Source organism: Chenggangzhangella methanolivorans, assembly GCF_042648545.1.
In the GTDB taxonomy this organism is placed as follows: domain Bacteria; phylum Pseudomonadota; class Alphaproteobacteria; order Rhizobiales; family Methylopilaceae; genus Methylopila; species Methylopila methanolivorans.
On record NZ_JBHRXS010000004.1, the window covers coordinates 360,896 to 384,457 of the forward strand.

At 69.4% G+C, this 23,562-nt stretch carries 17 protein-coding genes and 2 tRNA genes; 9 read left to right on the forward strand and 10 right to left on the reverse strand.

Annotation, left to right across the window (positions count from 1 at the left end; all coding sequences use genetic code 11):
* The first annotated feature begins 5 nt into the window (after positions 1–5).
* Both ACFOWB_RS07055 and ACFOWB_RS07060 read left to right on the forward strand, forming a co-directional pair.
* Complete coding sequence (locus tag ACFOWB_RS07055; protein WP_378146453.1) at positions 6–1,532, forward strand: tripartite tricarboxylate transporter permease; 1,527 nt, start codon at positions 6–8, stop codon at positions 1,530–1,532.
* A 79-nt stretch (positions 1,533–1,611) separates the two neighbouring features.
* Positions 1,612–1,687: transfer RNA gene (locus ACFOWB_RS07060), tRNA-Lys, on the forward strand.
* Positions 1,688–1,932: 245 nt separating this feature from the next.
* On the opposite strand, the gene ACFOWB_RS07065 is transcribed toward ACFOWB_RS07060, so the two are convergent.
* Positions 1,933–2,703: a DUF4394 domain-containing protein gene (locus ACFOWB_RS07065; protein WP_261403991.1), complete on the reverse strand. Its 771-nt coding sequence runs from the start codon at positions 2,701–2,703 to the stop codon at positions 1,933–1,935.
* A gap of 248 nt (positions 2,704–2,951) precedes the next feature.
* On the opposite strand from ACFOWB_RS07065, the gene ACFOWB_RS07070 reads away from it, so the two are divergent.
* The gene (locus tag ACFOWB_RS07070) at positions 2,952–6,509 is read left to right on the forward strand and encodes an ATP-binding protein (protein WP_378146455.1); all 3,558 of its coding nucleotides are present in this window, start codon (positions 2,952–2,954) and stop codon (positions 6,507–6,509) included.
* 115 nt (positions 6,510–6,624) lie between these two features.
* Here ACFOWB_RS07070 and ACFOWB_RS07075 read toward each other — a convergent pair whose 3' ends face one another.
* Positions 6,625–6,807, reverse strand: coding sequence for a CsbD family protein (locus ACFOWB_RS07075; protein ID WP_378146457.1), 183 nt, complete (start codon positions 6,805–6,807; stop codon positions 6,625–6,627).
* 49 nt (positions 6,808–6,856) lie between these two features.
* On the reverse strand, positions 6,857–7,165 hold the full coding sequence (locus tag ACFOWB_RS07080; RefSeq protein ID WP_378146459.1) for a hypothetical protein: 309 nt from the start codon (positions 7,163–7,165) through the stop codon (positions 6,857–6,859).
* A 180-nt stretch (positions 7,166–7,345) separates the two neighbouring features.
* Between ACFOWB_RS07080 and ACFOWB_RS07085 the strand changes: the two genes are divergently transcribed.
* Positions 7,346–7,422: transfer RNA gene (locus ACFOWB_RS07085), tRNA-Pro, on the forward strand.
* Positions 7,423–7,580: 158 nt separating this feature from the next.
* On the forward strand, positions 7,581–8,957 hold the full coding sequence (locus ACFOWB_RS07090; RefSeq protein ID WP_261403985.1) for a cytochrome P450: 1,377 nt from the start codon (positions 7,581–7,583) through the stop codon (positions 8,955–8,957).
* Between the two features lie 255 nt (positions 8,958–9,212).
* Here the strand turns inward: ACFOWB_RS07090 and glf are convergent, their stop codons facing one another.
* Positions 9,213–10,397 carry a UDP-galactopyranose mutase gene (glf, locus tag ACFOWB_RS07095; RefSeq protein ID WP_261403984.1) on the reverse strand — a complete coding sequence of 395 codons (1,185 nt, stop codon included), beginning with the start codon at positions 10,395–10,397 and terminating at the stop codon, positions 9,213–9,215.
* Complete coding sequence (locus ACFOWB_RS07100) at positions 10,390–11,445, reverse strand: glycosyltransferase (protein WP_378146462.1); 1,056 nt, start codon at positions 11,443–11,445, stop codon at positions 10,390–10,392. The genes glf and ACFOWB_RS07100 overlap by 8 nt, the downstream gene beginning before the upstream one ends.
* A gap of 421 nt (positions 11,446–11,866) precedes the next feature.
* Between ACFOWB_RS07100 and ACFOWB_RS07105 the strand changes: the two genes are divergently transcribed.
* Together ACFOWB_RS07105 and ACFOWB_RS07110 are read left to right on the forward strand one after the other, a co-directional pair.
* Complete coding sequence (locus ACFOWB_RS07105; RefSeq protein WP_378146464.1) at positions 11,867–13,051, forward strand: beta-glucosidase; 1,185 nt, start codon at positions 11,867–11,869, stop codon at positions 13,049–13,051.
* Positions 13,048–14,907: an ABC transporter ATP-binding protein gene (locus ACFOWB_RS07110; protein WP_378146466.1), complete on the forward strand. Its 1,860-nt coding sequence runs from the start codon at positions 13,048–13,050 to the stop codon at positions 14,905–14,907. The genes ACFOWB_RS07105 and ACFOWB_RS07110 overlap by 4 nt, the downstream gene beginning before the upstream one ends.
* Here ACFOWB_RS07110 and ACFOWB_RS07115 read toward each other — a convergent pair.
* From ACFOWB_RS07115 to ACFOWB_RS07135, 5 genes are all read right to left on the reverse strand, one after another.
* Complete coding sequence (locus ACFOWB_RS07115; protein WP_378146468.1) at positions 14,904–15,596, reverse strand: Crp/Fnr family transcriptional regulator; 693 nt, start codon at positions 15,594–15,596, stop codon at positions 14,904–14,906. The two genes, ACFOWB_RS07110 and ACFOWB_RS07115, sit on opposite strands and share 4 nt — an antisense overlap.
* 35 nt (positions 15,597–15,631) lie before the next feature.
* On the reverse strand, positions 15,632–16,081 hold the full coding sequence (locus ACFOWB_RS07120; protein WP_378146897.1) for an RrF2 family transcriptional regulator: 450 nt from the start codon (positions 16,079–16,081) through the stop codon (positions 15,632–15,634).
* A gap of 116 nt (positions 16,082–16,197) precedes the next feature.
* A complete protein-coding gene (locus ACFOWB_RS07125) occupies positions 16,198–16,632 on the reverse strand; it encodes a PaaI family thioesterase (RefSeq protein WP_261403976.1) in 435 nt (144 codons plus the stop codon).
* Positions 16,629–18,128 carry a fumarate hydratase gene (locus tag ACFOWB_RS07130; protein ID WP_378146471.1) on the reverse strand — a complete coding sequence of 500 codons (1,500 nt, stop codon included), beginning with the start codon at positions 18,126–18,128 and terminating at the stop codon, positions 16,629–16,631. Before ACFOWB_RS07130 ends, ACFOWB_RS07125 begins: the two co-directional genes overlap by 4 nt.
* 5 nt (positions 18,129–18,133) lie before the next feature.
* Positions 18,134–19,276, reverse strand: coding sequence for a CaiB/BaiF CoA transferase family protein (locus ACFOWB_RS07135; protein WP_378146473.1), 1,143 nt, complete (start codon positions 19,274–19,276; stop codon positions 18,134–18,136).
* Positions 19,277–19,393: 117 nt separating this feature from the next.
* On the opposite strand from ACFOWB_RS07135, the gene ACFOWB_RS07140 reads away from it, so the two are divergent.
* Both ACFOWB_RS07140 and ACFOWB_RS07145 read left to right on the forward strand, forming a co-directional pair.
* Positions 19,394–20,629: a metallophosphoesterase family protein gene (locus tag ACFOWB_RS07140; protein ID WP_261403974.1), complete on the forward strand. Its 1,236-nt coding sequence runs from the start codon at positions 19,394–19,396 to the stop codon at positions 20,627–20,629.
* On the forward strand, positions 20,562–23,562 hold a 3,001-nt coding region (locus ACFOWB_RS07145; protein WP_378146476.1), incomplete at its 3' end, for an AAA family ATPase. The genes ACFOWB_RS07140 and ACFOWB_RS07145, both read left to right, overlap by 68 nt.

Genomic DNA, 23,562 nt, shown 5'->3' on the forward strand with positions numbered 1-23,562 from the left:
GACAGATGGATTTCCTCAGCTCCGCCGCCGAACTCGGCAACAATCTCGGCCTCGGCTTCGCGACCGCGGCCCTTCCAGTCAACCTGGCCTTCTGCTTCGTCGGCGTCCTGCTCGGCACGCTGATCGGCGTTCTCCCGGGCATCGGGCCGACGGCCACGATCGCGATGCTGCTGCCGATCACCTTCAACTTCGAGCCGGCGACCTCGCTGATCATGCTCGCCGGCATCTATTACGGCGCGCAGTACGGCGGCTCCACCACCGCGATCCTGATCAACCTGCCGGGCGAAAGCTCCTCGGCCGTGACGGCGATCGACGGCTACCAGATGGCCAAGCAGGGCCGCGCCGGCCCCGCGCTCGCCACCGCCGCGCTCGGCTCGTTCTTCGCGGGGTCGGTCGCCACCGTCCTGATCGCGCTGTTCGCGCCGCCCCTCACCGATCTCGCGCTGAAATTCGGTCCCGCCGAATATTTCTCGCTGATGATGTTGGGCCTCGTGGCCTCGGTGGCGCTGGCGTCCGGATCGGTGATCAAGGCGCTGGCGATGGTGGTGGTCGGGCTGCTGCTCGGCCTCGTGGGCTCGGACGTCAACACCGGCGCCCAGCGCTTCACCATGGGTTATCTCGAGCTTGCCGACGGCCTCAACTTCGTCGCGGTCGCGGTCGGCATCTTCGGCATCGCCGAGATCCTCCGGAACCTCGAGGACGAGAGCGACCGCGAGGTCATGGTCAAGAAGGTCACGAACCTCTGGCCGACCAAGGAAGACTTCAAGGCGATGTGGGCGCCGGTGCTGCGCGGCACTGCGCTCGGCTCGGTGCTCGGCATCCTGCCGGGCGGCGGCGCGGTCCTGTCGTCTTTCGCCGCCTACACGGTCGAGAAGAAGATCTCGAAGACGCCCGAACGCTTCGGCAAGGGCGCGATCGAGGGCGTGGCGGCTCCCGAATCGGCCAACAACGCCGGCGCGCAGACCTCCTTCATCCCGATGCTGACGCTCGGCATCCCGGCCAACCCCGTCATGGCGCTGATGATCGGCGCGATGATCATTCAGGGCATCCAGCCCGGCCCGAACGTCGCCACCGAGAAGCCGGAGCTGTTCTGGGGCGTCATCGCCTCGATGTGGATCGGCAACCTGATGCTGGTGCTGCTCAACCTGCCGCTGATCGGCATGTGGGTGCGCCTGCTCACCGTGCCCTACACGATGCTGTTCCCGGCGATTCTCGCCTTCTGCTGCATCGGCGTCTATTCGGTGAACTCGAACGCCTTCGACCTCTACGCGGTCACGGCCTTCGGCCTGCTGGGCTACATCCTCGTCAAGCTCGAATGCGAACCCGCGCCGCTTCTGCTCGGCTTCGTGCTCGGGCCGATGCTCGAGGAAAACCTGCGCCGCGCCATGACGATCTCGCGCGGCGATCCGACGGTGTTCGTCACCCGTCCGCTCAGCCTGTCGCTGCTGATCATCGCGGCGCTGGTGCTCGTCGTGGTGTTCCTGCCCTCGGTGAAAGCCAAGCGCGAGGAAGTTTTCCAGGAAGACGCGTAAGACGGCGCTTGCCAGCGGCGGGGAGCTTTGTTACATCCCCGCCGCTGCCGCACGGCAGACCGAAACCCCTCGGGTTTCCGGGCGCATAGCTCAGTTGGTAGAGCAGCTGACTCTTAATCAGCGGGTCCTAGGTTCGAGCCCTAGTGCGCCCACCAAGCCCTCAAGGCTTGGTGGGGAGTTCCTGAAGGAACTTCTTTCTCAAAATGTCGATCCCAGATCGAACGTGTCGGGCGAACCGAGACGGGCCGGGCGGAGTTTCCGCGCCGGCCCGCGTTCGTTTCCGGCTGTCGGCGGAATAGGCCGCGCTCCGCGCTGAACCGGCCGCAAGAGGCCATCGGCGGTTTCGACGACGCAGTCGGCCGGCAGGCGTCTGTCGCCAGCTCGCTTGCCCTGCGCGACGTCAGTCCTCGAGAACCACCATGTCGGTCACGTCGACCGTCAGGTTCTTGATCATCTTGCCCTTGGTGGTCTTGCCCGACTTGACGTTGACCTTGTGCAGCGTGCGCTTGGCGATCATGTAGCCGCCGGCCTTTTTGCCGGTGGTCAGGACGTCGAAGGCGATGGGAGCCTCGACGTCGACGCCGAGCCTGCCGATCGGGACCATGGTTCCGCTGGTGGGCGGGGAGACGAGGAACAGCTGGTCCGTCAGTCCCTCCACCAGAAGCAGGCGCAGATCGGCCGCGTAGGCGACGCCGAGGACGCGCTTTCCGAGCAGCCCGTTCAGCCCCGGCAGGACCAGCGCGTTGTCGCCCTTGGGAAGATCGAAGGCTGCAAAGTAGCCGTCCTGCGAGATGAACCTGCAGCTGTCGCGCGTCCCGATCCGGGCGCAGTCCATCCGCGTGGTGGGCGTGGCGAAGCGCCCGATGTTGCCGGTGTATTTCGAGGCGCCGGTCTCCGGCGTGATTCGGAACAGGTCGAAGAAGTCGTCCATGCCGTAGATCGACTGGTCGCTCGGGTTGAAGGCGATCGTCCGCAGCGTCCCGAGCGCCGCGGCTCCCTTGAGGCGCACGGTCTTGATGACCTTCGCCTTGTCCGCGTCGATCAGGATGAGCGAGCGGCTCATCGGCGACAGCGCCACGATGGTGGTCGCTTTCGCCTCTCCTGCGCCCGCCTGCAGCGCTCCGAGCGCGGCCAGGCCGCAGGCAAGACTCATCAGCCAACGCTTCGCCATCGTCGTCTCCGTCGCTGCGGCCGAAGCCGGCGGATCATTCGGGTGGAAATTCCCGGATAAGGAGGCGATGTCGGGAGCGATTGCTCAATACGTGCGACTACTTAGCTGACGTCCTCGTGATCATGGAGAGGCCGGGGGCGTCATCGGAAGTCGCATGAGGTTTCGGTCAAACATTCGGCTGGACGCACTTCGTTATCGTCGCTGGACGAGATAAGGTTACCCGGGCAACGAATCTTACCGGCGGGTAAATGACGAGGCCGCGCACGACCGCCTCGACCAGACTTGCGTTCGGCATGGCGCTCGCCCTGCTCGCATGCGCCGTCGCGTCTATGGGGCTCGTCGGTCAGGTTCTGGGCGCGCCCCGCCTGTCGAGCCTGCTGCCGGGCCTGCCCGCCATCAAGGTGAACGCCGCGCTGTCGATCCTGGCCTCCTGCGGCGCCTGGTTCGCGCTGCAGCGTCGCGGCGCGGGCTTCCGGGCCTTCGGCTACGGGCTTGCGGCGGTCGGCGGCCTGATCGCCGTGCTCACGCTGCTGCAGCATCTCACAAGCTTCGATTTCGGCATCGACACGCTCGTCGCCCGCGACGTGAGCGAGCCATGGACCGGGCACCCCGGCAGATCGAGCGTCGCGGTCAGCCTCGCGCTGCTGCTCGCGGCGATCGCCGCGGCGCTGACGCCGGCCCGCTCGGGACGGGCCGAGGATCTTCGACAGTGCCTGAGGCTCTGCGGCCTCGCGATCCCGCTCTTCGCCATCGCGCTGCACGTCTACGATCCGGCGACGCTCGGCGTGATCGACGGCTTCGAGCAGACGGCCTTCAACGCGGCGCTCGCGCTCACGCTGCTGCTCGTCGCGATGGGATTCGACCGTCCGGCGGCGAGCCTGCGCTGGCAGGTCGCCAACATCGGCGTCGTGGTGCTCGCGCCGCTCGTCGCGCTCACCGTCCATTTCGCAAGCGCCGAGCGCGAGGCGGCGCTTGCGGCCGCGAGCGAGCGTCTCGCGGCGCTCGGACGGCTCGGCGGCGAACGCCAGGACGCGGTGGTGGCGCAGACGCGCCAGATGCTCACCTTCCTCGCCCGCTCCCAGTCGGTCCGACAGCCGGGGCCCGTCTGCGATCGGGAACTCACCGCCTATCTGCCGATCATCTCCGGCGTCCGCGCCCTCTACACCGTCGACCGGTCGGGCGTCGTCCGCTGCTCGAACGATCCGGCGAGCCTGTCGCTCAACGTCGGCGACCGCGACTATGTGCGCGAGGCCTTCGCAAGCGGCCGTTTCACGCTCTCGGGCTTCATCCTCGCGCGCATCAGCGGCGCGCCGCGCATGGCGCTCGCGATGCCGGTGACCGAGGACGGCGAGACCACGATGCTGCTGGTCGCGAGCCTCGATTTGTCGGAGCTCGCATCGCCGCTCGAGGGGCTCGGCGGCGACATGCCCCGCGGCGAGACGCTCGTCCTGCTCGACCGCGACGGCGTCGCGATCGCCACGCAGCCGAAAGATCTCGCCGGCGTCGGCCAGAACCTTGCGGACGCGACCTTCGCCACCCAGGCGCTCGCCAATCCCGGGCAGGCGTTCCAGGCGTCGGACCTCAAGGGGCGGCCGACGGTCTATTTCGCCCGGCGCGTGCTGGACGGGCAGGGCACCCTGGTCGTCGGCGCGCCGCGTCGTGAGGTCGTGCGGCCGGTCGACGCCCGCCTGAACGCCCGCCTGCTGCTGATCGTCTCGATTCTGCTTGGCTCGCTCGCGCTCGGCGTGCTCGGCACCGAGATCATGGTTCTGTCGCCGCTCAGGCGGCTGATCGCCTACGCAGGCCGCCTGCAGGCCGGCGAGCTCGCGGCGCGGCCGGACGTGAGGGCGGGCGGCGAGGTCGGCGCGCTCGGCCGCGCGCTCGCCGCCATGGCGGCCGCCATCGAGGATCGCGAGCGCCGCCTGACAGGCGCCGAGGCGCTGTTCCGCGGGCTGTTCGACCACTCCCCCGACGCCAAGGTGGTGATCGGCGTCGGCCGCGACGGAGAGTTTCGCGTCGAGACTTGGAACGCGGCCGCGACGGCGATCTCGGGTCTTGCGGCGAGCGAGGTCGTCGGCCGGTCTCCCCGCGAGGTTTTCCCGGGCTCGCGCGGCCTTGCGATCGAGCGCGACCTCAAGCGCACCCTCGAGCTCGGAGCCGTGACGACCGTCGAGCGCGAGCCGCAGACGAGCGGACTGTCGACCGTCTTCGAGGTCGTCCAGGTGCCGCTGCGCGGGGCGAACGGCGAGATCGAGCGCATCTTCCTCAGCGCCCGCGACATCAGCGAGCGCAAGCGCGTGGAGCGGCTGAAGAGCGAGTTCGTCTCGACGGTGAGCCATGAGCTGCGCACGCCGCTGACCTCGATCGCGGGATCGCTCGGCCTGCTGACGGGCGGCGCCGCCGGCCCGCTGGGCGAGCGCGCCCGTCACCTGATCCAGATCGCCCATTCAAACAGTCTGCGGCTGGTGCGGCTCATCAACGACATTCTGGACATCGAGAAGATCCAGGCCGGCCGGATGACGTTCGAGCTGCGGTCGGTCTCCGTGATCGACCTGGTCGGCCAGGCGATCGGCGGGCTGAAGGCCTATGCGGACGAGTACGAGGTGGAGGTCGAGCTTGCGCCCGGCGGCGCCGGCCTGATGGTCTACGGCGACCATGACCGTCTGACGCAGGTGGTCACCAACCTGCTGTCGAACGCCATCAAGTTCTCGCCGCGCGGCGGGATCGTGACGGTCGTCGTCTCGGCGCTCGGCGAAGCGGTGTCGGTGGTGGTCAAGGACCGCGGTCCGGGCATTCCGGAGTCGTTCCGGCCGCGCCTCTTCACGAAGTTCGCCCAGGCGGACGGCTCCGACAGCCGGCGCAAGGGCGGCACCGGGCTCGGTCTCGCAATCTGCCGCGAGATCGTCGAGCGGCACGCCGGCGCGCTCTCGTACCGCACGGCGATCGGCGAGGGCACCGAGTTCGAGGTGCAGTTGCCTCGCCACGTGACCCGCGGGCGCGCCGCCGCGCCGGCCTTCGCGGAGCTGCCGCCCAAAGCCAAGGTTCTGGTGTGCGAGGACGACGCGCTGATCGCCGCGATCCTCGCCGAGCAGATGCGCGACGCCGGCTATGAGGCGCTCACCGCCGGGACGGTTCGCGCCGCGCTCCAGGCGGTCGAGCAGGAGGAGATCGTCGCCGTGTTGGTCGACCTCAATCTTCCGGACGGCGACGGCATCAGCCTCATCCGCGACCTCAGAGCGACCGAGAAGGGCCGTGAGCTGCCGGTCTTCGTCATTTCGGCCGACGCCGATCGCGCGCGCAGCGACGTCCGCGCCAATGGGCTCGACGTGGCGGCCTGGATGCGCAAGCCCGTCGATACGAGCCGCCTCGCCAAGCTGCTGTTGCAGCGGGTGGGGCCGCAGACCAATCGTCCGCGCATTCTCCACGTCGAGGATGACGCCGACCTCTGCAACGTGGTCGCCGCCGCGCTTGCGCCTTACGCCGACGTCACAGCGGTCGCGAGCGTCGCGGCGGCGCGCCGCGAGGTCGAGACGGGCGGCTACGAGATCGCGATCCTCGACGTCGCGCTCGAGGACGGCTCGGGTCTCGATCTGCTGTCGACCTTCGAGGAAGCCTATCCACGGCCGTTGCGCGCCATCATCTTCTCGGCGCGCGACGCCGATCGCGCCGTCGCGGCGCGCGCGGAGGCCGCGATGACGAAGTCGCGAAGCTCGCTCGCGACGCTGGTCGAGACCGTGCGCGGCATGCTGGCCGAGCGGGACGCCGAGCAGGCTCAAAGATGGGCGGGCCGGCGCTCGGCGGGCTGACCCGAGGCGCGATCACGCGAACGCAGCGAGCAAACGAAAGCCCGCAGGCGAACGTCGTTCGCGCCGCGGGCTTTGTCTGATTTTTCGGACGCCGCCGAAGCCGCGTCCGTCGGCGTCATTGAACGGCGGACTTCACCTTCGTGATGGCCTTGCCGGCTTCCTTCTGGACCTTGCCGGCCGCCTGCTGCGCGCGGCCCTTGGCCTCGAGGTCCTTCTCGCCCGTCGCGCGCCCGACAGCGGCCTTGGCCTTGCCGGTCGCTTCCTTGGCCGCGCCTTTGACTGTGTTGGTGTTGACCATTTCGTCGTCCTCCAATGCGGCGAGACCGGAGCGGTTCGCCCTCAAAATCTCACAAAACGAAGCGTCCCAGCACGACGCCGACCAGAAGCGCCGCGCCGGCGGCCGCGATCGGGTTGCGCCGGATCGTCGCCTCGAGCGAATCGACGCGCTCTTCGAATTCGTCGGTCGTCGCGTCATAGGCGTCGGCGGTTCGGCGCGCGGCCCGACGCATGCGCGCCGCGCCGGCCGCCGAGCCGCGCTCGATGGCCGCTCCCGCGTCCGCGCCGGCGCGCCGGGCCCGCGTTCCGGCCCTGCGGCCAGCCGCCGCGACCGTGTCGGCGGCGTCGTCGCCGTTTTCCGTGATCCTGCGAGAAACCATCCAGCGGTCGTCCTTGTGTCGTCGACGGCGTGGGAAAACCGCCTCTTCAGGCGTGCAACGCGCCGTCGGCGAAGCAGGTTCCACGCTCTGCGGTCCTTAGCCGGGCGCGACGAATGGGGACGGCCGCACAAGGTCGCTTGCGGAGCGCGAGCGCGGCCCCTATAAGGCGCGTCGTCGGCTCGGAGTGTGGCGCAGCCTGGTAGCGCACCTCGTTCGGGACGAGGGGGTCGCAGGTTCGAATCCTGCCACTCCGACCAACGTTTCTCCAATGTTGGCGGCCGACGATCCTGCGCCGAAAGCTCGCGCCTCCCGAATGCGCGCAGCGTGGCGCTCAAGATCCTTTTTCAGCTCGAAACAGGTTCTGCGCGCCGGGTCGGTTCTTCCGCCGCAGCCCGAGTGACGCTATCGCTCGGCCATGACCGAGCCGCCCGCGACGCCTCCCGTCCTCGCAATGCCCGACCGGCCCGAAAAGCCGTTGCCGGTCCTGACCCTGCTCAAGACGATTCCCACGAACTCGCTTGGCGTGCTCGACGCGGAGCTCTATCGCGAACTGTTCGTGCGGCGCTCCTACGGGATGGTGTCGGCCTGCTTCGTCAGCGATCCCGCGGGCGTCAAACGGGTGCTGGTCGACAATTTCGACAACTATCCCCGGGTGCCGACCATCCGGCGGCTGTTCGAGGCCGAGATCGGCACGGGGACGCTCGCGAGCGAAGGCGAGACCTGGCGGCGGCATCGCCGCATCGCCACCCCCTCGATCGACGCCCGTTCGGTGAAATCCGACGCGCCGGCCATCATCGCGCTCGCGGAGGCCTGCGCGGCCGACCTCGCAAAGAAGGCCGGCGCGAAGGGGAGCAAGAAGCCCGTCGACATGGAGCGGGTCGCCGGCGACCTGCTGATGCGGATGCTGAACCAGATCTCGACCGGCGGCGATCCGGACGCGATCCCGGTGATGAAATGGCTCTCCACCGTGCCGCGCAAGCCGCGGGCGCTCGACATCGTGCCGAAGCCCGAATGGGTGTCGAAGCTGTTCGTCCGGCGGCGGATCGAGGGTTGGAAGGGCGAGGCGGACGTGACGCTGCGCCGCCTTATCGACGCCCGCCGGTCGCCGGACTGGGCGGGCGGGCAGGATCTGCTGTGGCGTCTCGCCCACGCCCGCGACCGGCAGGACGGCCAGCCCTTCTCCGCCGAGGAGGCGCGCGACGAGGCGGCCTCCATCATCGCGGCCGGCGACGCCACCATCCGCGCGCTGACCTGGATCTGGTACCTGCTCGACCTGCATCCGCACGTCGCCGAGCGCATGCACGCCGAGATCGACGCGGTGCTCGGCGACGACCCGTTGACGCCCGAACATGTCGGGCTCGTGCCCTACACCAGGCGCGTGCTCGACGAGACGATGCGGCTCTATCCGCCGATCCCGGTGATCGTGCGCAAGGCGCTAAAGGCCGACGAGGTTGCGGGCCAGAGGGCGCCGAAGGGCGCGATCATGTGCGTCGCGCCCTTCATCATCCACCGCCACGAGAAGCTGTGGGAGCGGCCGGGCGTGTTCGACCCGGACCGCTTCGCGGACGAGAATCGCGACAAGCGCCACCGCTTCGCCTTCATCCCCTTCGCGGCGGGGCCGCGCGTGTGCCCCGGCGCGAGCGCCTCGAGCGCCAATCTGATGTTCGGCATTCTGGCGCTCGCCCGCAGGCTGAGGTTCCGGCTTGCGACCAAGGGGCCCATCGTCCCGTTCGGCGGGATCTCGCTTCAGCCCAAAGGCGGCCTGCCGATGATCGTCGAGCGGCGGCGGTAGGGAGCCGTCGCCGTTCGCCACGCGGGTCATTGTTTTGCAGGCGCGTGACGCACCGCCCGTCATCCCGGCCTTGAGCCGGGATCCAGAACCGAACCCCTCGCAACCAGACCGGCGACGGCGTCGGTTCTGGATCCCGGGTCAGGACCGGGATGACCGGGTGGTTCGTGGGCTCGCTTCCGAGGCGCGCCTTCTCCCGAACGAAAAGGGCGCCGCCTTGCGGCGACGCCCTTCCGTTCGGTCCGACCGGAACGTCGGTCAGTTCAGCAGGCGGCCGTCCAGCGTCGCGCCGATGAGACGATCGTCGGCGGAGGCGCCGTTCGCGCCGTTGACGCCGGTCCAGAGCGGAACCTGCTCCTGGATGCGGCGGAACTCGGCGAGGGCCTGACCCACGACCTGGTCCATGTTGTAGTACCGGTAGGTCGCGAGGCGGCCGACGAAGTGCACATTCTCCGTCTGCATCGCGAGAGCCTGGTACTTCTTGTAGAGCGCCTGGTTCTCGTCACGGGGGATCGGATAGTAGGGATCGCCCGTCGCCGACGGATACTCGTAGGTGATCGTCGTCTTGTGGTGTTCCTGGCCCGTCAGGTGCTTGTACTCCGAGATGCGGGTGTAATCCTCGCTCATCGGATAATTGACGGTGCCGGTCTCCTGATACTTCTCCTGATCAAGCGTGACATGCTTGAACTTGAGCGAGCGGTAGGGCAGGCGACCGAAGCGGAAGTCGAAGAACTCGTCGATCGGACCAGTGAAGATCAGCCGGCGATGCGGGATTTCGTCCCGGATCTCGCGATAATCCGCGTTCAGCATGATCTTGATGTTCGGATGACTCAGCATCCTCTCGAACATCCGCGTGTAGCCGTGCTTCGGCATGCACTGGTGGGTGTCCGTGAAGTAACGGTCGTCCGTGTTGGTGCGCGTCGGCACGCGCGAGGTCACCGACTTGTCGAGCTCGGACGGATCGAGGCCCCACTGCTTGGTGGTGTAGCCTTTAAAAAACTTTTCGTAGAGCTCGCGGCCGATCTTGGAGACGACCACGTCTTCCGACGTCTTGATCGTCTCGACCGGCTCGGCGCGCGAGTCGAGGAAGGCCTGAGCCTCCTCGTCGGTCTTGAGATCGAGGTCGTAGAGCGCATTGATCGTGGTCCGGTTGATCGGGATCGGCACCGTCTTGCCGTCGATCATGCCGAGCACGCGATGCTCGTATTTCCGCCACTCGGTGAACTTCGACAGATAGTCGACGATCTGGTCCGAGTTGGTGTGGAAGATGTGCGGCCCATACTGATGCATGAGCACGCCGGCGTCGTCGTACTTGTCGTAGGCGTTGCCTGCGATATGCGGACGACGGTCGATGATGAGGACGGACTGGTCGCGTTCGGCCGCGATCCTTTCCGCCAGGACGCTGCCTGCGAAGCCTGCGCCGACGATCAGCCAATCATACACGGAGAGTTTCCTTTCCGAAGTTTGCCCCTTCGGAACGCGAGTGACGGCGGTCATGCGCCCTCACCACGAGCTCGTAGATCCTTTCGAACGTCTGATCCCAAGAGTTCTCGGCGAGTTTCTGATCGACCCGCTCGAGGAACGGCGCGCGATCCATCGCCATCAGCTCTTCGGCCGATTTCACGACGGAGGCGGCGTCTTTCACGATCTCGACGTAGCCTTCGTCCCCGTAGGAGCGAATGACGTCGTGGATCGGCGTCGACACGACCGGCAGGCCGGCCGCGAGGAATTCCGGCGTCTTAGTGGGGCTGATGAACCGCGTGGATTCGTTCAGCGCGAAGGGCATGAAGCCGACGTCCCAGCCGCCGATATAGTCCGGGAGCTGCTTGTAGTCGCGCCCTCCGAGCCAATGGATGTTGTCGCCCTTCGGCAGATCCGCCGGGTCGATCTTCACCACCGGGCCGATCATGACGAACTGCCAGTCGGGCTTGGCGGCGGCGACCTCGCGAAGGAGATCGATGTCGAAGCGCTCGTCCACGACGCCGAAGAAGCCGAGGCGCGGATGGCCGATCGCGGCCTGGTCCTCGGGCTCCTTGCGGTCCGCGGCGCGGGCACGCGCGAAGTGCTTGGTCTCGATCGAGGACGGGAAGGCGTGGATGTCGTGGTGGCGGTGCTTCTTGGCCTCGTAGAGGCTGTGGCCGCCGGTGAAGACCACGTCGGCGCGGCCCATGATCTCTTCTTCGAGCGCCAGCAGCTCGGGCGGCGCGCCCTTGAAGGCGGACAGCTCGTCCATCGAGTCGAACACAATGACGTCGGCGTCGAGGTGGCGCGTGAACAGCAGCGCCATCGGCGTGTAGTACCAGAAGACGCGCTTGGAGGTCTTGAGGCCCGCCAGCATCTGGTCGACGAGCTTGCGCTGGGCGAGCACGTCGCCGGCATGGCCGAGGCCGTGCGGCAGCACCGGAACGCCAACCTTCACCCGGCCGTCTCGCGGGGTCACGCGCAGTTCGGGCTCGGCCACGTCTTCGAAGACCGGCTCTTCAATCACCATCACGTCGTGATGGCGAGAGAACCGGCTGAGGAGATGTTGCGGGCGCTGATAGACGAAGTCCCAGCGGAGATGAGAAAAGCAAACGACAGTTGCGTCTTCAAATCTAATCGGATCGTCTGATCCTGAATTCGGCGCAAGTTTCGCTGTCGTGAGCATTATCTCTCCCAAAAATGCGAGACATCATTACGAAAACGGTAGGGGAGGCGAAATGAACCGAAACTGAACGAGCGACAAGCAATCGCGTCCGGCGCAATGGTCGCCGGTCCCGAAACAACCGATCGTGAGAGCAGGTTCCTAAGAGCGCTTATTTGTACGAAACCGTACAAATAAATACAGCTTTGCGTGAGCCGCGCGATCAGGACCCATATGGCTTCCGCGCCGCTCCTCCGGCGCATCCCCGAAATTTCCACGGAGACGACCCTTGAGCTCTAGCGTCCTGCCGAGCGCCGCCGGACTTCGCAGCTTCTTCATGGCGGGCTTCGAATGCGCTTCGCAACGGCGCGCCGACGGCAAGCGTCTCGACCTGCTCGCGTCCACCAGGCACGACGTCTGCGCCGCGACCGATTATGCGCTGGTGGCCGGCCGCGGGATGCGGGCCGCGCGCGACGGCATGCGCTGGCATCTCATCGAGAAGACCGCGGGCTTCTACGATTGGTCGAGCGTCGCGCCGATGGCGAAGGCGGCGCAAGGAGCGGGCGTCCAGATCGTCTGGGATCTGTGCCACTACGGCTATCCGGACTGGCTCGACGTCTGGTCGCCGTCCTTTCCCGAGCGTTTCGCCCGTTTTTCAAAGGCCGCGGCGCAGTTTCTCAAGGATCAGAGCGACGAGATTCCCTATTTTTGCCCCGTGAACGAGATGTCGTTCTGGGCCTGGGCCGGCGGGGACATGGGCCGCTTCAACCCGACCACGAAGGGCAGGGGCGACGAATTGAAGCGTCAGCTCGCCCGCGCGGCCATCGCGTCGATCGACGCTGTCCGTGAGGTCGACCCGCGGGCGCGCTTCATCGTCGCGGAGCCCTGCATCCATGTCTCGCCGAACGGCGACAGCCCGCAGGCGCTCGCCGACGCGGCCGACTACTGCAACGTCCAGTACGCCGCCCACGACATGCTGGTCGGCCGGTTGAACCCCGAGCTCGGCGGCTCGCCCGACAAGCTCGACATCGTGGGCGTCAACTACTACCCGGACAACCAGTGGGTTCTGGGCGGTCCGCCCGTGCCGCTCGGCCAGTACAATTACCGGCCGTTCCGCGAGCTTCTGGCGCAGACCGCCGAGCGCTACGGCCGCCCCGTCATCGTCTCGGAGCTCGGCGCCGAGAACACCGCCCGCCCGGCCTGGCTCTATTACGTCGCCCAGGAGGTCGCGGCCGCGCGGAAGGCCGGAGTGAGCGTCGAGGCCATGTGCCTCTATCCGATCTTCGACTATCCGGGCTGGGACAACGATCGCCACTGCGACGTCGGCCTGTTCGGGAACGCCGGCCACGACGGCGAGCGCCTGATCTGCGAGGAATACGCCGCCGAACTCGAGCGACAGCGCCAGCGCTTCGAGGCGGATCTTCTCGCCGCCAATGACGAACCGCTCGCGCCGCTCCGCCGCGAGGCGTCATGACGGACCACGCCGCTTCGACCGCCGAGATCGTGCGCGCGGCCGACCGGCCTTACGCGCCCGAGCGCCTGGAGGAGAACGAGGATCTCGCGCGCTCCATGCAGGGGCCGCTGCGGTTCCTCTGGCGCTACGTGAAGCTTTGGCCGGGCCATTTCATCGGGCTCACCACCGTGGTGGTCACCGCCTCGCTCGCCGGCATCGCCTCGCAATACGGCATGAAGCTTCTCGTCGACGCGATGGAGAAGCCGCCGGCCGACAATGTCGCGGTCTGGTACGCGCTCGCCTTCTTCGTCGGGCTGTTCGCGCTGGAGGCCGCGCTGTGGCGCGTTTCGGGCTGGCTCGGCTGCCGAACCTCGGTCGGCGTGGGCGTGGATATCCGCCTCGATCTCCTGAACTACGCCACCGGTCATCCGATGCGCTTCTTCCAGGAGCAGCGCGCCGGCTCGCTCGGCCATCGCATCACGTCGACGGCCGGCGACTTCTCGGCGATGGTCAACAAGCTGACCTGGAACTTCGCGCCGCCGATCGTGAATTTCTTCGGCGCGTTCTTCATCTTCCTGACGATCAACGTCTGGATGGCGCTCGCGCTCGCCTTCTTCGCCGCGGCGATCACCGGGCTGCTGTTCTTCTATTCGACCCGCGGCCGGCCTCTCCATCGCCAATACGCCGAGCAGGCCGGCCAGACCGGCGGCGAGATGGTCGACGTCCTCACCAACATCTGGTCGATCAAGGCGTTCGCCGCCGGGGCCCGCGAACGCGCGCGGCTGCGCTACACCCTCGACGGCGAGGCCAACGCCCAGCGCCGCAGCTGGATGTTCACCGAGAAGGCCCGCGTCATCCACGACGTCATGCTTTGGACCATGGCGGGCTCGATGCTGGTCTGGGCGCTGCTGCTCTGGAAGGCGGGCCAGGTCACCGCCGGCGACGTGGTCGTCGTGTCGACGCTGGTGTTCCGCATCCTGCATGGCTCGCGCGATCTTGCGGTGGCGCTCGTCGAGATCGAGCAGCACGTCAATTATCTCGGCCAGACCCTGAAGGTCGTCGGCGTCGCCCATGAGGTCGTCGACGCCGAAGACGCCAAGCCGTTTCGGCGCGAGGCCGGGACGGTGCGGTTCGAGAACGTCACCTTCGGCTACGATCCGGCCAAGCCCGTGCTCCGCGACTTCGACCTCGACATTCCGGCGGGACAGAAAGTCGGCGTGGTCGGGCCTTCGGGCGCCGGCAAGTCGACCATCATCCACCTGACCCAGCGCCTGCACGACATCCAGGCGGGCCGGGTGCTAATCGACGGTCAGGACGCAAGGACGCTCACGCAGGAATCGCTGCGCTTCGCGATCGCCGTGGTGCCGCAGGAGATCTCCCTGTTCCACCGCACCGTGATGGAGAACATCCGCTTCGGACGCCCCGAGGCGAGCGACGAGGAGGTGAAGGCGGCGGCCGCCGCCGCGCATTGCCACTTCATCGACGATCTGCCGGACGGCTACGGCACGATCGTGGGCGACCGCGGCGCCAAGCTCTCGGGCGGCCAGCGCCAGCGCGTCGGCATCGCGCGCGCGATCCTGAAGGACGCGCCGATCGTGATCCTCGACGAGGCGACTTCGGCGCTCGACACCGAGTCCGAGCTCGAGGTCCAGCGCGCGCTCGACAAGCTGACCCAGGGGCGCACCGTCATCGCGGTCGCGCATCGCCTGTCGACGCTGACGAGCTTCGATCGGATCGTGGTTCTGATGGGCGGCAAGGTCGCCGAGGACGGACCGATCGAGGAGCTGATCCAGAAGGGCGGGATCTTCGCACGCATGTGGAAGCTGCAGATCCGCGGCATCTCGGTCGACGTCGCGCTCGAGCAGCAGGGGTCTTAGGGCCGCCAAGGCTCCACGTGGCAGCCGCAGGAGGCCGCCTCGAGCCTTGCGAGGTCTCGGACCTCCACCGAGCCGCGCCGGCACCGGACGGCGCGCTCGCCCTCGAGCAGATGCAGGCTCGTGGTCACGCTCGCTCTCCGCACGGCGAAGATGTCGCCGAGCTGCTGGTGGGTGACCTCGATGGGCCGTTCGCCAAGGAGCGCCGTCGCCGACAGCAGCCACCGCGCCAGCCGCCGCTCGATCGAATGGGCGGCGGCGCAAGCGCAGAGCCTCTCGGTCTCCGCCGCGCGGGCGAGGGCGTAATCGACGAGATCGCGATGAAGGGGAGGGCTCCCGGTCGCGAGCGCGGCCAGCGACGCCCCGTCGAGCAGAAGGCCGCGCGTCGCCGTGAGCGCGAGCGCGTCCGTCGAGGCCGTCCGCGCGCCGAGCGCCGCCTGATGGCCGACGAGCCCGCCGGGGCCGACGAGCCCGGCCTCGGCCCGCGCGCCTCCGGGCGTCCTCGCAAGGATTGCGACGAGCCCCTCGGTCACGAGATAGGCGGCTGAAAGCGGCGCGCCGCTTTCGATCATCGCCGTCCCACGCGCGACCTCGAACCCGCGCGGTTCGGAGCCCACCAGCGCCGCGCCGCTCGCCGCGAGCGAGGGCGGCCGGAAGGCTTTGCGGCGGTCGAGGGAGATGGGGCGCTGCATCGCCGCCGGCCTCGCGGGTCCGGGCCGACGGCCCGTCAGATCTGGTAGATGAAGCCCGCCATGGCGTTCTCGCCGATGTCGCGCATCTCGGCGAGCGTATGCTCGTCGAGAATTCGGGACATCGCGTCGCGCACGTCGAGCATCAGCAGCCGCACCTGGCAGGCCTTGACGTCCTTGCAGTCCTCGCACGGCACATAGGCCGAGCGGCTTGCGCATGGGATCGGCGCGAGCGGGCCGTCCAGCGTGCGGATGATCGAGCCGATGGTGATGGCCTCGGCGGGCTTGGCCAGCATGTAGCCGCCGGCCTTGCCCTTCTTCGAGGTCAGCATGCCGGCGTTGCGCAGCTCGCCCAGAATGGCGTCGAGAAACTTCTTGGGGATCGCGTTGCGGCTCGCGACATCGGCCACGAAAGTGGAGTGACCGGGCTCGAGGCGTGCGAGATCGACCATCGCTTTCAGACCGTATTTGGCCTTCTTGGTCAGCATCGCGGTCCCGTCCATGCGCGGCCGCGCCAGAATCGGCGGCCGCTCATCGCCTTAAATAGATCGGCTCGATTGGTTCATAAACCGCAACCGCGTCGAGCGGCGCGTCACGCCGGCGTTCATGCGGCCCGATCGAGGATTTTCCACAGCCCGTTGGCCGCGGCCGCCGCCCTGTCGCCGACCATGAGCGTGCCGCGCATGAAGACGAGCGAGCGCGTGAGGCGCACGAGCTCGGGCTGCATGGAGGCGAACTCGCCCATCTTCACGGCGGACAGGAACTGCATGTCGAACTGCACGGTGACGCTCGGCTTGCCGCCCGCCGCGTCCCATGCCGCGACGCCGAGGGCGCGGTCGGCGAGCGTCATCAGCATGCCGCCATGGACGACGCCGATCAGGTTGGCGTGCTTGGGCTCCGCCACGAAGCCGAACGAGCGCAGGCCGTCCGCGCCGGTCCGCACGTAGAACGGACCGACATGGTCGACGAAGCCCTGGCCGTCGAACACCTCCCAGCCTTCGCCGAGAGGGTCGAAGGCGGGCGAGGGGGCGTCGTTCATGCGGGGACCTTTCGCCAGAGCGCTGGGCCGAGCTGGTGGATCGAGGAGCCTTGCGCGTCGACCGCGACGGTGACCGGCATGTCCTCGACGTCGAACTCGTGGATCGCCTCCATGCCGAGATCGGCGAAGGCGAGCACTTTCGACGACTTTATCGCCTTGGCCACGAGGATCGCCGCGCCGCCGACCGCGATCAGCGAGGCCGCGCCGTGGCGGCGGATGGCCTCGATCGCCTGGGGGCCGCGCTCGGCCTTGCCGATCATCGCGAAGAGGCCGGTGTTCTCCAGCATCTCGGCGGTGAACATGTCCATGCGGGTCGCGGTGGTGGGGCCGGCGGGGCCCACGGCCTCGTCCCCCACCGCCTTCACGGGGCCCACATAGTAGATCACCCGGCCCTTGAGGCTCACCGGAAGCGGCTCGCCGCGCGCCATCATCTCGACCATGCGCTTGTGGGCGGCGTCGCGGCCGGTGAGGAGTTTTCCGGACAGCAGCAGCCGGTCGCCGGCTTTCCAGGACGCGACCTCGGCGCGGCTCAAGGCGTCGAGGTCGACTTTCTTCGCGGCGTCCGCCGTCCGCTGCAGCGCGATCTCCGGCCAGTCGGCGAGCGAGGGCGGATCGAAGCGCGCGGGCCCGGAACCGTCGAGCGTGAAGCGCACATGGCGGTTCGCAGCGCATTGCGGCACGAGGCCGACGGGCTTCGAGGCCGCATGGGTCGGCGCGGTCTTCACCTTCACGTCGACCACGGTCGTCAGCCCGCCGAGCCCCTGCGCGCCGATGCCGAGCGCGTTGATGCGCTCGTAGAGCTCGATCCGCAGCTCCTCGGCGGCGGTCGATGGCCCGCGGCGCAGCAACTCGCCCATGTCGATCGGCTCGAACAGAGACTCCTTGGCGAGCAGCATCGCGTGGTCGGACGAGCCGCCGACCCCGATCCCGATCATGCCCGGCGGGCACCAGCCGGCGCCGAGCGTCTCGACGGTCTGGATCACCCACTCGGCCACGGAGGCGCTCGGATTGAGCTGCGCGAACCGCGCCTTGTTCTCCGACCCGCCGCCCTTGGCCGCGACGATCACCTCGACCGCATCGCCCGCGACGAGGTCGACATGCAGCATCGCCGGGCCGTTGTCGCCGGTGTTCTTCCGGTCGCCGAGCGGATCCGACACCATGGTGGGGCGCAGAGGGTTCTCGTCGTCGAGATAGGCGCGAGCCACCGCCTCGTCGACGAGATCCTGCAGTCCGCGCGTGGTCTCGAACCGGACGCCGACGCCTGCCTTCACGAACACCGCCACCATGCCGGTGTCCTGGCACATCGGCCGCCGGCCGATCGCGGCCATGCGCGAGTTCACGAGGATCTGGGCGATCGCGTCCTTGGCCGCCGGGCTTTCCTCGCGGTCGTAGGCGGCTTTGAGGCTCTTCAGGAAATCGGCCGGATGATAGCAGGCGATGAACTGCAGCGCGGCCGCGACCGAGGCGACGAAATCCTCCTCGCGCACCACCGTCATCGCCGCTACTCCCCGGCCGCCCGGAGCGGCGCGAACTCGGCGCGCAACGCCGCGTCGTGCTGTCCGAGCGCCGGAACGGGGCCGAGCGTGCGGCGCTTTCCCTCGATCACCACCGGCGGCGCGAGCACTTCGGCCGGCCCGCCCGGCGTCTCGACGGGCAGCGTCGTGGCGCTGCGATGCGCCATGAGGTCGGCGACGGTGGACACGAGCCCATAGGCGATCCGCGCCCGGTCGAGCGCTTCCGTCACCTCGGCGCGGCTGCGGCTCGCGAGCGCCTTCTGCACGCGGGCGTCGCACGCCTCGCGGTTCTTCACGCGCTGGACGTTGGAAGAAAAGCGCGGGTCTTCGGCGAAGTCGGGATCGCCCAGCGCCTCCGCGCAGAGGATGCGCCACTCGCGTTCGTTCTGGATCGAGATGACGATCTCGCCGTCCGCGAGGGCGAAAACGCCGTAGGGACAGATCGACGGGTGCGCGAGGCCGAGCCGCTTCGGCTCGAAACCGCCATAGCGGCGCGTGAGATACGGCACGTTCATGTGGTCGGCGAGCGTGTCGAAGAGAGACAGCTCGATCAGCGAGCCCTCGCCTGTCTTTCCGCGTCGGATCAGCGCTTCGAGGATCGCGGCGTAAGCGGCCTCGCCGGTGGCGATGTCGCAGAGCGAGACGCCCACGCGCGCAGGGGCGGAGCCTTCGGCGCCCGTGATGGCCGAGAGGCCGACCTCTGCCTGCAGCAGCAGATCGTAGGCCTTGCGCTCGTGGTCGGGCGAGCCGGCCGCATAGCCGGAGATTTCGCAGACGATCAGCCGCCGGTGACGCTTGCGCAGCTCGGCGCCGCCGAGCCCGAGGCGCGAAGCTGCGCCCGGCGCGAAGTTCTGGATGAAGACGTCGGCGCGGGCGACCATCGCCTCGACGAAGGCCCGGTCCTCTGGGGTCTTGAGATCGACCCGGCAGCTCTCCTTGCCGCGATTGACCCAGACGAAATAGGTCGACTGGCCCTGGACGAAGTCGTCGTAGCCGCGCGCGAAGTCGCCGTCTTCGCGCTCGAGCTTCACCACCCGCGCGCCGGCGTCGGCAAGCCGGGCGCTCGCGAGCGGAGCCGCCACCGCCTGCTCCATCGTCACCACGAAGATCCCGTCGAGCGCGCCCGGCATGAGGCCTCCTGAACCGTCGATGAGAAGCCTTCTAACCCTTCCGCGCCGCGCGCGGAAAGAGCCGGGCCGAATGCGAGCCGCTCGCGAATCGGCGCCCCGGCTGCGATTGTCCCGCCCGTGAGCAGCTTTCGCTTCGTCCACGCCGCTGACCTGCATCTCGGAGCGCCGCTTTCCGGGATCGCGCGCGCCGACCGTGATCTCGCGGAACGGTTTGCGAGCGCGAGCCGCGACGCCTTTTCCGATCTCGTCTCCCGCACGATCGAGCTCGGCGCCGCGCTCTTCGTGATCTCCGGCGACGTCTATGACGGCGAATGGCGCGACGCCTCGATCGGTCTGTTCTTCGCCCGGGAACTCGGGCGGCTCGATCGCGCCGGCGTCAAGGTCGCGATGGTGAAGGGCAACCATGACGCCGACAGCGTCGTGACGCGCGCGATCACCGCGCCCGAAAGCGTCGCGCAATTTCCGTCGAAGAAGCCCGCGACCGTGCGTCTCGACGAGCTGAAGGTCGCGCTCCACGGCCAGAGTTTCGCGGACCGCGCCGCGCCGGACAATCTCGCCCGCGGCTATCCGGCGCCCGTGCCGGGCTGGTTCAACATCGGCCTGCTGCACACTTCCTGCGGCGGCTACGCGGCGCACGAGACCTACGCGCCGTGCTCCGTCGAGGAGCTTCGCCTGAAGGGCTACGACTACTGGGCGCTCGGTCACGTGCATATGCACGAAGAGCTGTCGCAGGATCCCTGGATCGTGTTTCCCGGCTGCATGCAGGGCCGCAGCGTCCGCGAATGCGGGCCGAAGGGCGCGGTCGTCGTGGACGTCGAGGACGGGCGCGTCGTCTCCGCAGAGCGGCTGCTGGTCGACCGGGCCCGCTTCGCGATCGCGGAGGTCGACCTCGCCGACGTCGCGGACGAGGCCTCGGCTCTCCGACGCATCGAAGAGGCCGCCGCGCCGCATGTCGCCGAGGCCGAGGGCCGGCTTCTCGCCGTCCGCGTGACGCTTCATGGCGAGACGCCGCTTCATCTTCCTTTCGCCGCCGCGCGGGGCCGGATCGCCGAAGAGGCGCAGGCCGCGCTCCATCGGCTCGGCGCCGACGTCTGGCTCGAGAAGCTGAAGCTCGCCACGTCTTCGCCCGCCGCCGCCGCGGAGCGAGCGCCGGAGTTGAAGTCGCTCGACCTCGCGGGGCTGATGGAGGGGATCGACGACGATCCCGAGTTCTTGGCCCGCGCCGCCGAGACGCTGCAAGCGATGGGCGCGCGTCTTCCGGCGGCCTCGTCGGACGAGCCGGCGCTTGCCGACGATCTTGCCGGGCTTCTCGCCGAGGCGCGGGCGCTCGCGCTCGGTCGGCTCGGAGCCTGAGGCGGCGATGCGGCTGCTGCGGCTCGATCTCGAGAAATACGGCGCGTTCGAGGGACGAGCGCTCGTCTTCCGGCCGGACGCGCGGCTTCATCTCGTCTTCGGGCCGAACGAGGCGGGCAAATCTTCGGCGCTCTCGGCGGTCGGCGACCTGCTGTTCGGCTTCGGCCAGCGCACTGATTTCGCTTTCCGCCATGCGACCGGCGAGCTGAGGCTCGGGGCGCTGATCGCGGACGCCGAAGGGCGCGAGGTCTTCTTCCGTCGCCGCAAGGGCGCCAAGGCGACGCTGATCGACGCCGACGACAAGCCGCTGCGCGACGACCTGCTGGCGCCCTTCCTCGGGGCTCTCGGACGCGAGACCTTCGAGCGGGCCTTCGGCCTGACCTCCGACGCGCTCCGCAAGGGCGGCGAGGAGCTTCGCAAGGCCGACGGGGAGGCGGGCGCGAGCCTGTTCGCCGCGGCCTCCGGCCTTCGGGGATTGGAGGAGAAGCGTCGCGGGCTCGACGAGGAGGCCGACGCGCTGTTTCGCCCGCAGGCCTCGACGCGGCGCTTCAACGAGGAGTTCCGCGCCTTCGAGGCCGCGCGCAAGGAGGTGGCGGCGAACGAGCTCGGCCAGACCGAGTGGAAGCGGCTGAACGAGGCCATCGCGGCGCTCGAGACGCGTCACGCCGAGCTCGAACGGCGCCTCGCCGAAACCCGCACCGACCGCGCCCGGATCGAGCGGCTCGGACGCGCCAGGCGGGCCGCGACCGGCGTCGACGAGACGCGGCGCGCGCTAGAGGATCAAGGCGAAGCGCCTGACCTGACGATCGCCGGCGCCGCCGCGCTCGCCCGCGCGCTCGACGCCGCGGAGGCCGCGCGCGAGGCCGCTGGCCGGGCCGCCGGCGCTCTCAAGGCGCTCGAGGCCGAGGTCGCCTCGGCCGGGCTCGACGAGGCGGCGCTTGGCGCGGCGGAGGCGATCGAGCGCGCGTTCCGCCAGTCCGGCGCCTACGCCACGCTCCAGACCGACTTGCCGCGGGTGCGGCGCGAGGCGGAGGAGCGCGAGGCCGCGCTCGCCCAGCTCGCCGAACGGCTCGGACTTCCCGACGTCGCGGCCGTCGAAGCCGCGCGCCCGACCGATGCGGCGCGGGCCGAGCTGAAGGCGATGATCGAGGACGGCCGCGAACGCGCCCGCGCATCGGCCGAACGCGCGAAGGCGATCGCGGCCGAGCGCGAACGCCTGTTCCTGCTCGAACGGGACCGGGGGCCGCTCGAGTCGATCGACCCGCGACCCTTCCGCGAGATCTTCGCAGGCCTTTCGCCGCGTCTCAGGTCGCTCGACCGGCGCGAGGCCGCGGCCGCTGAGGCAGGCGCCGAGGCCCGCGCGCTGGCGGAGGCCGCCGCGAGGCTGTTGCCGCCGGTCGGCGATCTCGACCAGCTCGCCGGACGCGCGGTTCCGGGCGCCGAGACCATCGCGCGTCATCGCGGCGCGCTCGACCGGCTCGACGCCGACATCGCGCGCGCGGCCGAAGCGCTCGCCCGCGACGAGGCCGAGAGCGCGCGGGCTGCGAGCGAGGCGCGGGCGCTCGCCTCGAGCGGGCCGATCGCCTCGCCGGAGGCGGTGCGCATGGCGCGCGAGGCGCGCCGGGCCGGCTGGGAGCGGCTCCGGACCCACCTCTTCGGTCTCGCGCCGCTTGAACCGGGCGAACTTGCGGCGGCCGTGTCGGAGCTCGAAGCGGCCATGGCCGAGGCCGACCGCCTCGCCGACCGCGCCGCCGAGGACGCCGGGCGCGCAGCCCGCGAAGCCGAGCTGAAGCGTCGCGGCGAGGATCTCGCGGCCGCTCTCCACGCGGGCAGGGCGCGACGGACGGCGCTCGAAGCTGGACGGGGCGAGGCGCTGGAGGACTGGCGCGGCGCCTGGGCCCCGTCCGGCGTGTCGCCCGCGACGCCCGCCGAGATGGAGGGCTGGCGCAAGGACGTCGCGGCGCTGCTCGATCGGCGCGAGCGCAACGGCCGGCGCCTCGCCGATCTCGCAGCGCTCGACGCGCAGGCGGCCGAGCTGCGGCCCGAGCTTGCGGCGCTCGGCGCCGAAATCGGGCTCAAGGGCGTCGAGGACCTTTCGGCCCGGGCGCTGGGAGAACGGATCGAGGAGCGGCTCGCCGCGCTCGACGAGGTCTGGCGCGACGCGGCCGAGGCCGCCGCCGCCATCGGCGAGCTCGGCCGGCGGCTCGCCCGGCTCGAGGCCGAGGAGCAGGCGGCGCAGGCCGGCGCGGCCGCCCGCGCCGCGCTCTGGTCGTCGGCCTGCGCGGCCGCGGGCCTTGCGCCGGAATCGGCGCTTTCCGGCGCCGCCGCCGCGCTCGCCGCCTGGGACGAGGCGCCGGCGCTCATCGCCGAGCGCGAGGACAGGAGCCGGCGCGTGCGCGGCATCGTGCGGGACTCGGCGCTGTTTTCCGATCAGGTCGCCGAGCTCGTCGGCGCCGTCGCGCCGGATCTCGCCGACCTTGCGCCGGACGCCGCGGCCCGGCGCCTCAACGACCGCCTCACCGCCGCGCGCGCGGCCGAGACGCGCCGCGTCGAGACCTCGCGACGCCTCGTCGAAGCGCGGCGTTCGGCCTCGGCCGCGGCCGAGCGGCGCGCCGAAGCGAGCGCGGCCGTCGCTGCGGCCTCGTCGGCTTTTCCCGAAGGCGCGGACCTTCGCGACGCGCTCGCCCGCTTCGCCGCGCGCCAAAAGCTCGCCGAGACGCTCGCCGAGCGGCGCGCCCAGCTGCTGATGGCGGGCGAGCGGCCCGACGAAGAGACGCTGCGGGGCGAACTCGCCTCCTTCGATCCTGACGCCGCGCCGGCCGCGATCGAGGCGCTCGGCGCGGACGAGGCCCGGCTCGTCGCCGAGGACCGGGAGGTCTTCGCCGAGCTCACGGCCCAGCGCGCGCGCCGCGACGCGCTCGGGGGCTCGGCGG

Excerpts from the sequence above, each read along its gene's own strand:
- ACFOWB_RS07075 (WP_378146457.1), bottom strand. The coding sequence starts at position 6,807 with ATGGTCAACACCAACACAGTCAAAGGCGCGGCCAAGGAAGCGACCGGC.
- ACFOWB_RS07090 (WP_261403985.1), top strand. The coding sequence starts at position 7,581 with ATGACCGAGCCGCCCGCGACGCCTCCCGTCCTCGCAATGCCCGACCGG.
- ACFOWB_RS07120 (WP_378146897.1), bottom strand. The coding sequence starts at position 16,081 with ATGCTGACCAAGAAGGCCAAATACGGTCTGAAAGCGATGGTCGATCTC.
- ACFOWB_RS07070 (WP_378146455.1), top strand. The coding sequence starts at position 2,952 with ATGACGAGGCCGCGCACGACCGCCTCGACCAGACTTGCGTTCGGCATG.
- ACFOWB_RS07115 (WP_378146468.1), bottom strand. The coding sequence starts at position 15,596 with ATGCAGCGCCCCATCTCCCTCGACCGCCGCAAAGCCTTCCGGCCGCCC.
- ACFOWB_RS07065 (WP_261403991.1), bottom strand. The coding sequence starts at position 2,703 with ATGGCGAAGCGTTGGCTGATGAGTCTTGCCTGCGGCCTGGCCGCGCTC.
- ACFOWB_RS07130 (WP_378146471.1), bottom strand. The coding sequence starts at position 18,128 with ATGACGGTGGTGCGCGAGGAGGATTTCGTCGCCTCGGTCGCGGCCGCG.
- ACFOWB_RS07055 (WP_378146453.1), top strand. The coding sequence starts at position 6 with ATGGATTTCCTCAGCTCCGCCGCCGAACTCGGCAACAATCTCGGCCTC.
- ACFOWB_RS07110 (WP_378146466.1), top strand. The coding sequence starts at position 13,048 with ATGACGGACCACGCCGCTTCGACCGCCGAGATCGTGCGCGCGGCCGAC.
- ACFOWB_RS07135 (WP_378146473.1), bottom strand. The coding sequence starts at position 19,276 with ATGCCGGGCGCGCTCGACGGGATCTTCGTGGTGACGATGGAGCAGGCG.
- ACFOWB_RS07125 (WP_261403976.1), bottom strand. The coding sequence starts at position 16,632 with ATGAACGACGCCCCCTCGCCCGCCTTCGACCCTCTCGGCGAAGGCTGG.
- ACFOWB_RS07080 (WP_378146459.1), bottom strand. The coding sequence starts at position 7,165 with ATGGTTTCTCGCAGGATCACGGAAAACGGCGACGACGCCGCCGACACG.
- ACFOWB_RS07100 (WP_378146462.1), bottom strand. The coding sequence starts at position 11,445 with ATGGTGATTGAAGAGCCGGTCTTCGAAGACGTGGCCGAGCCCGAACTG.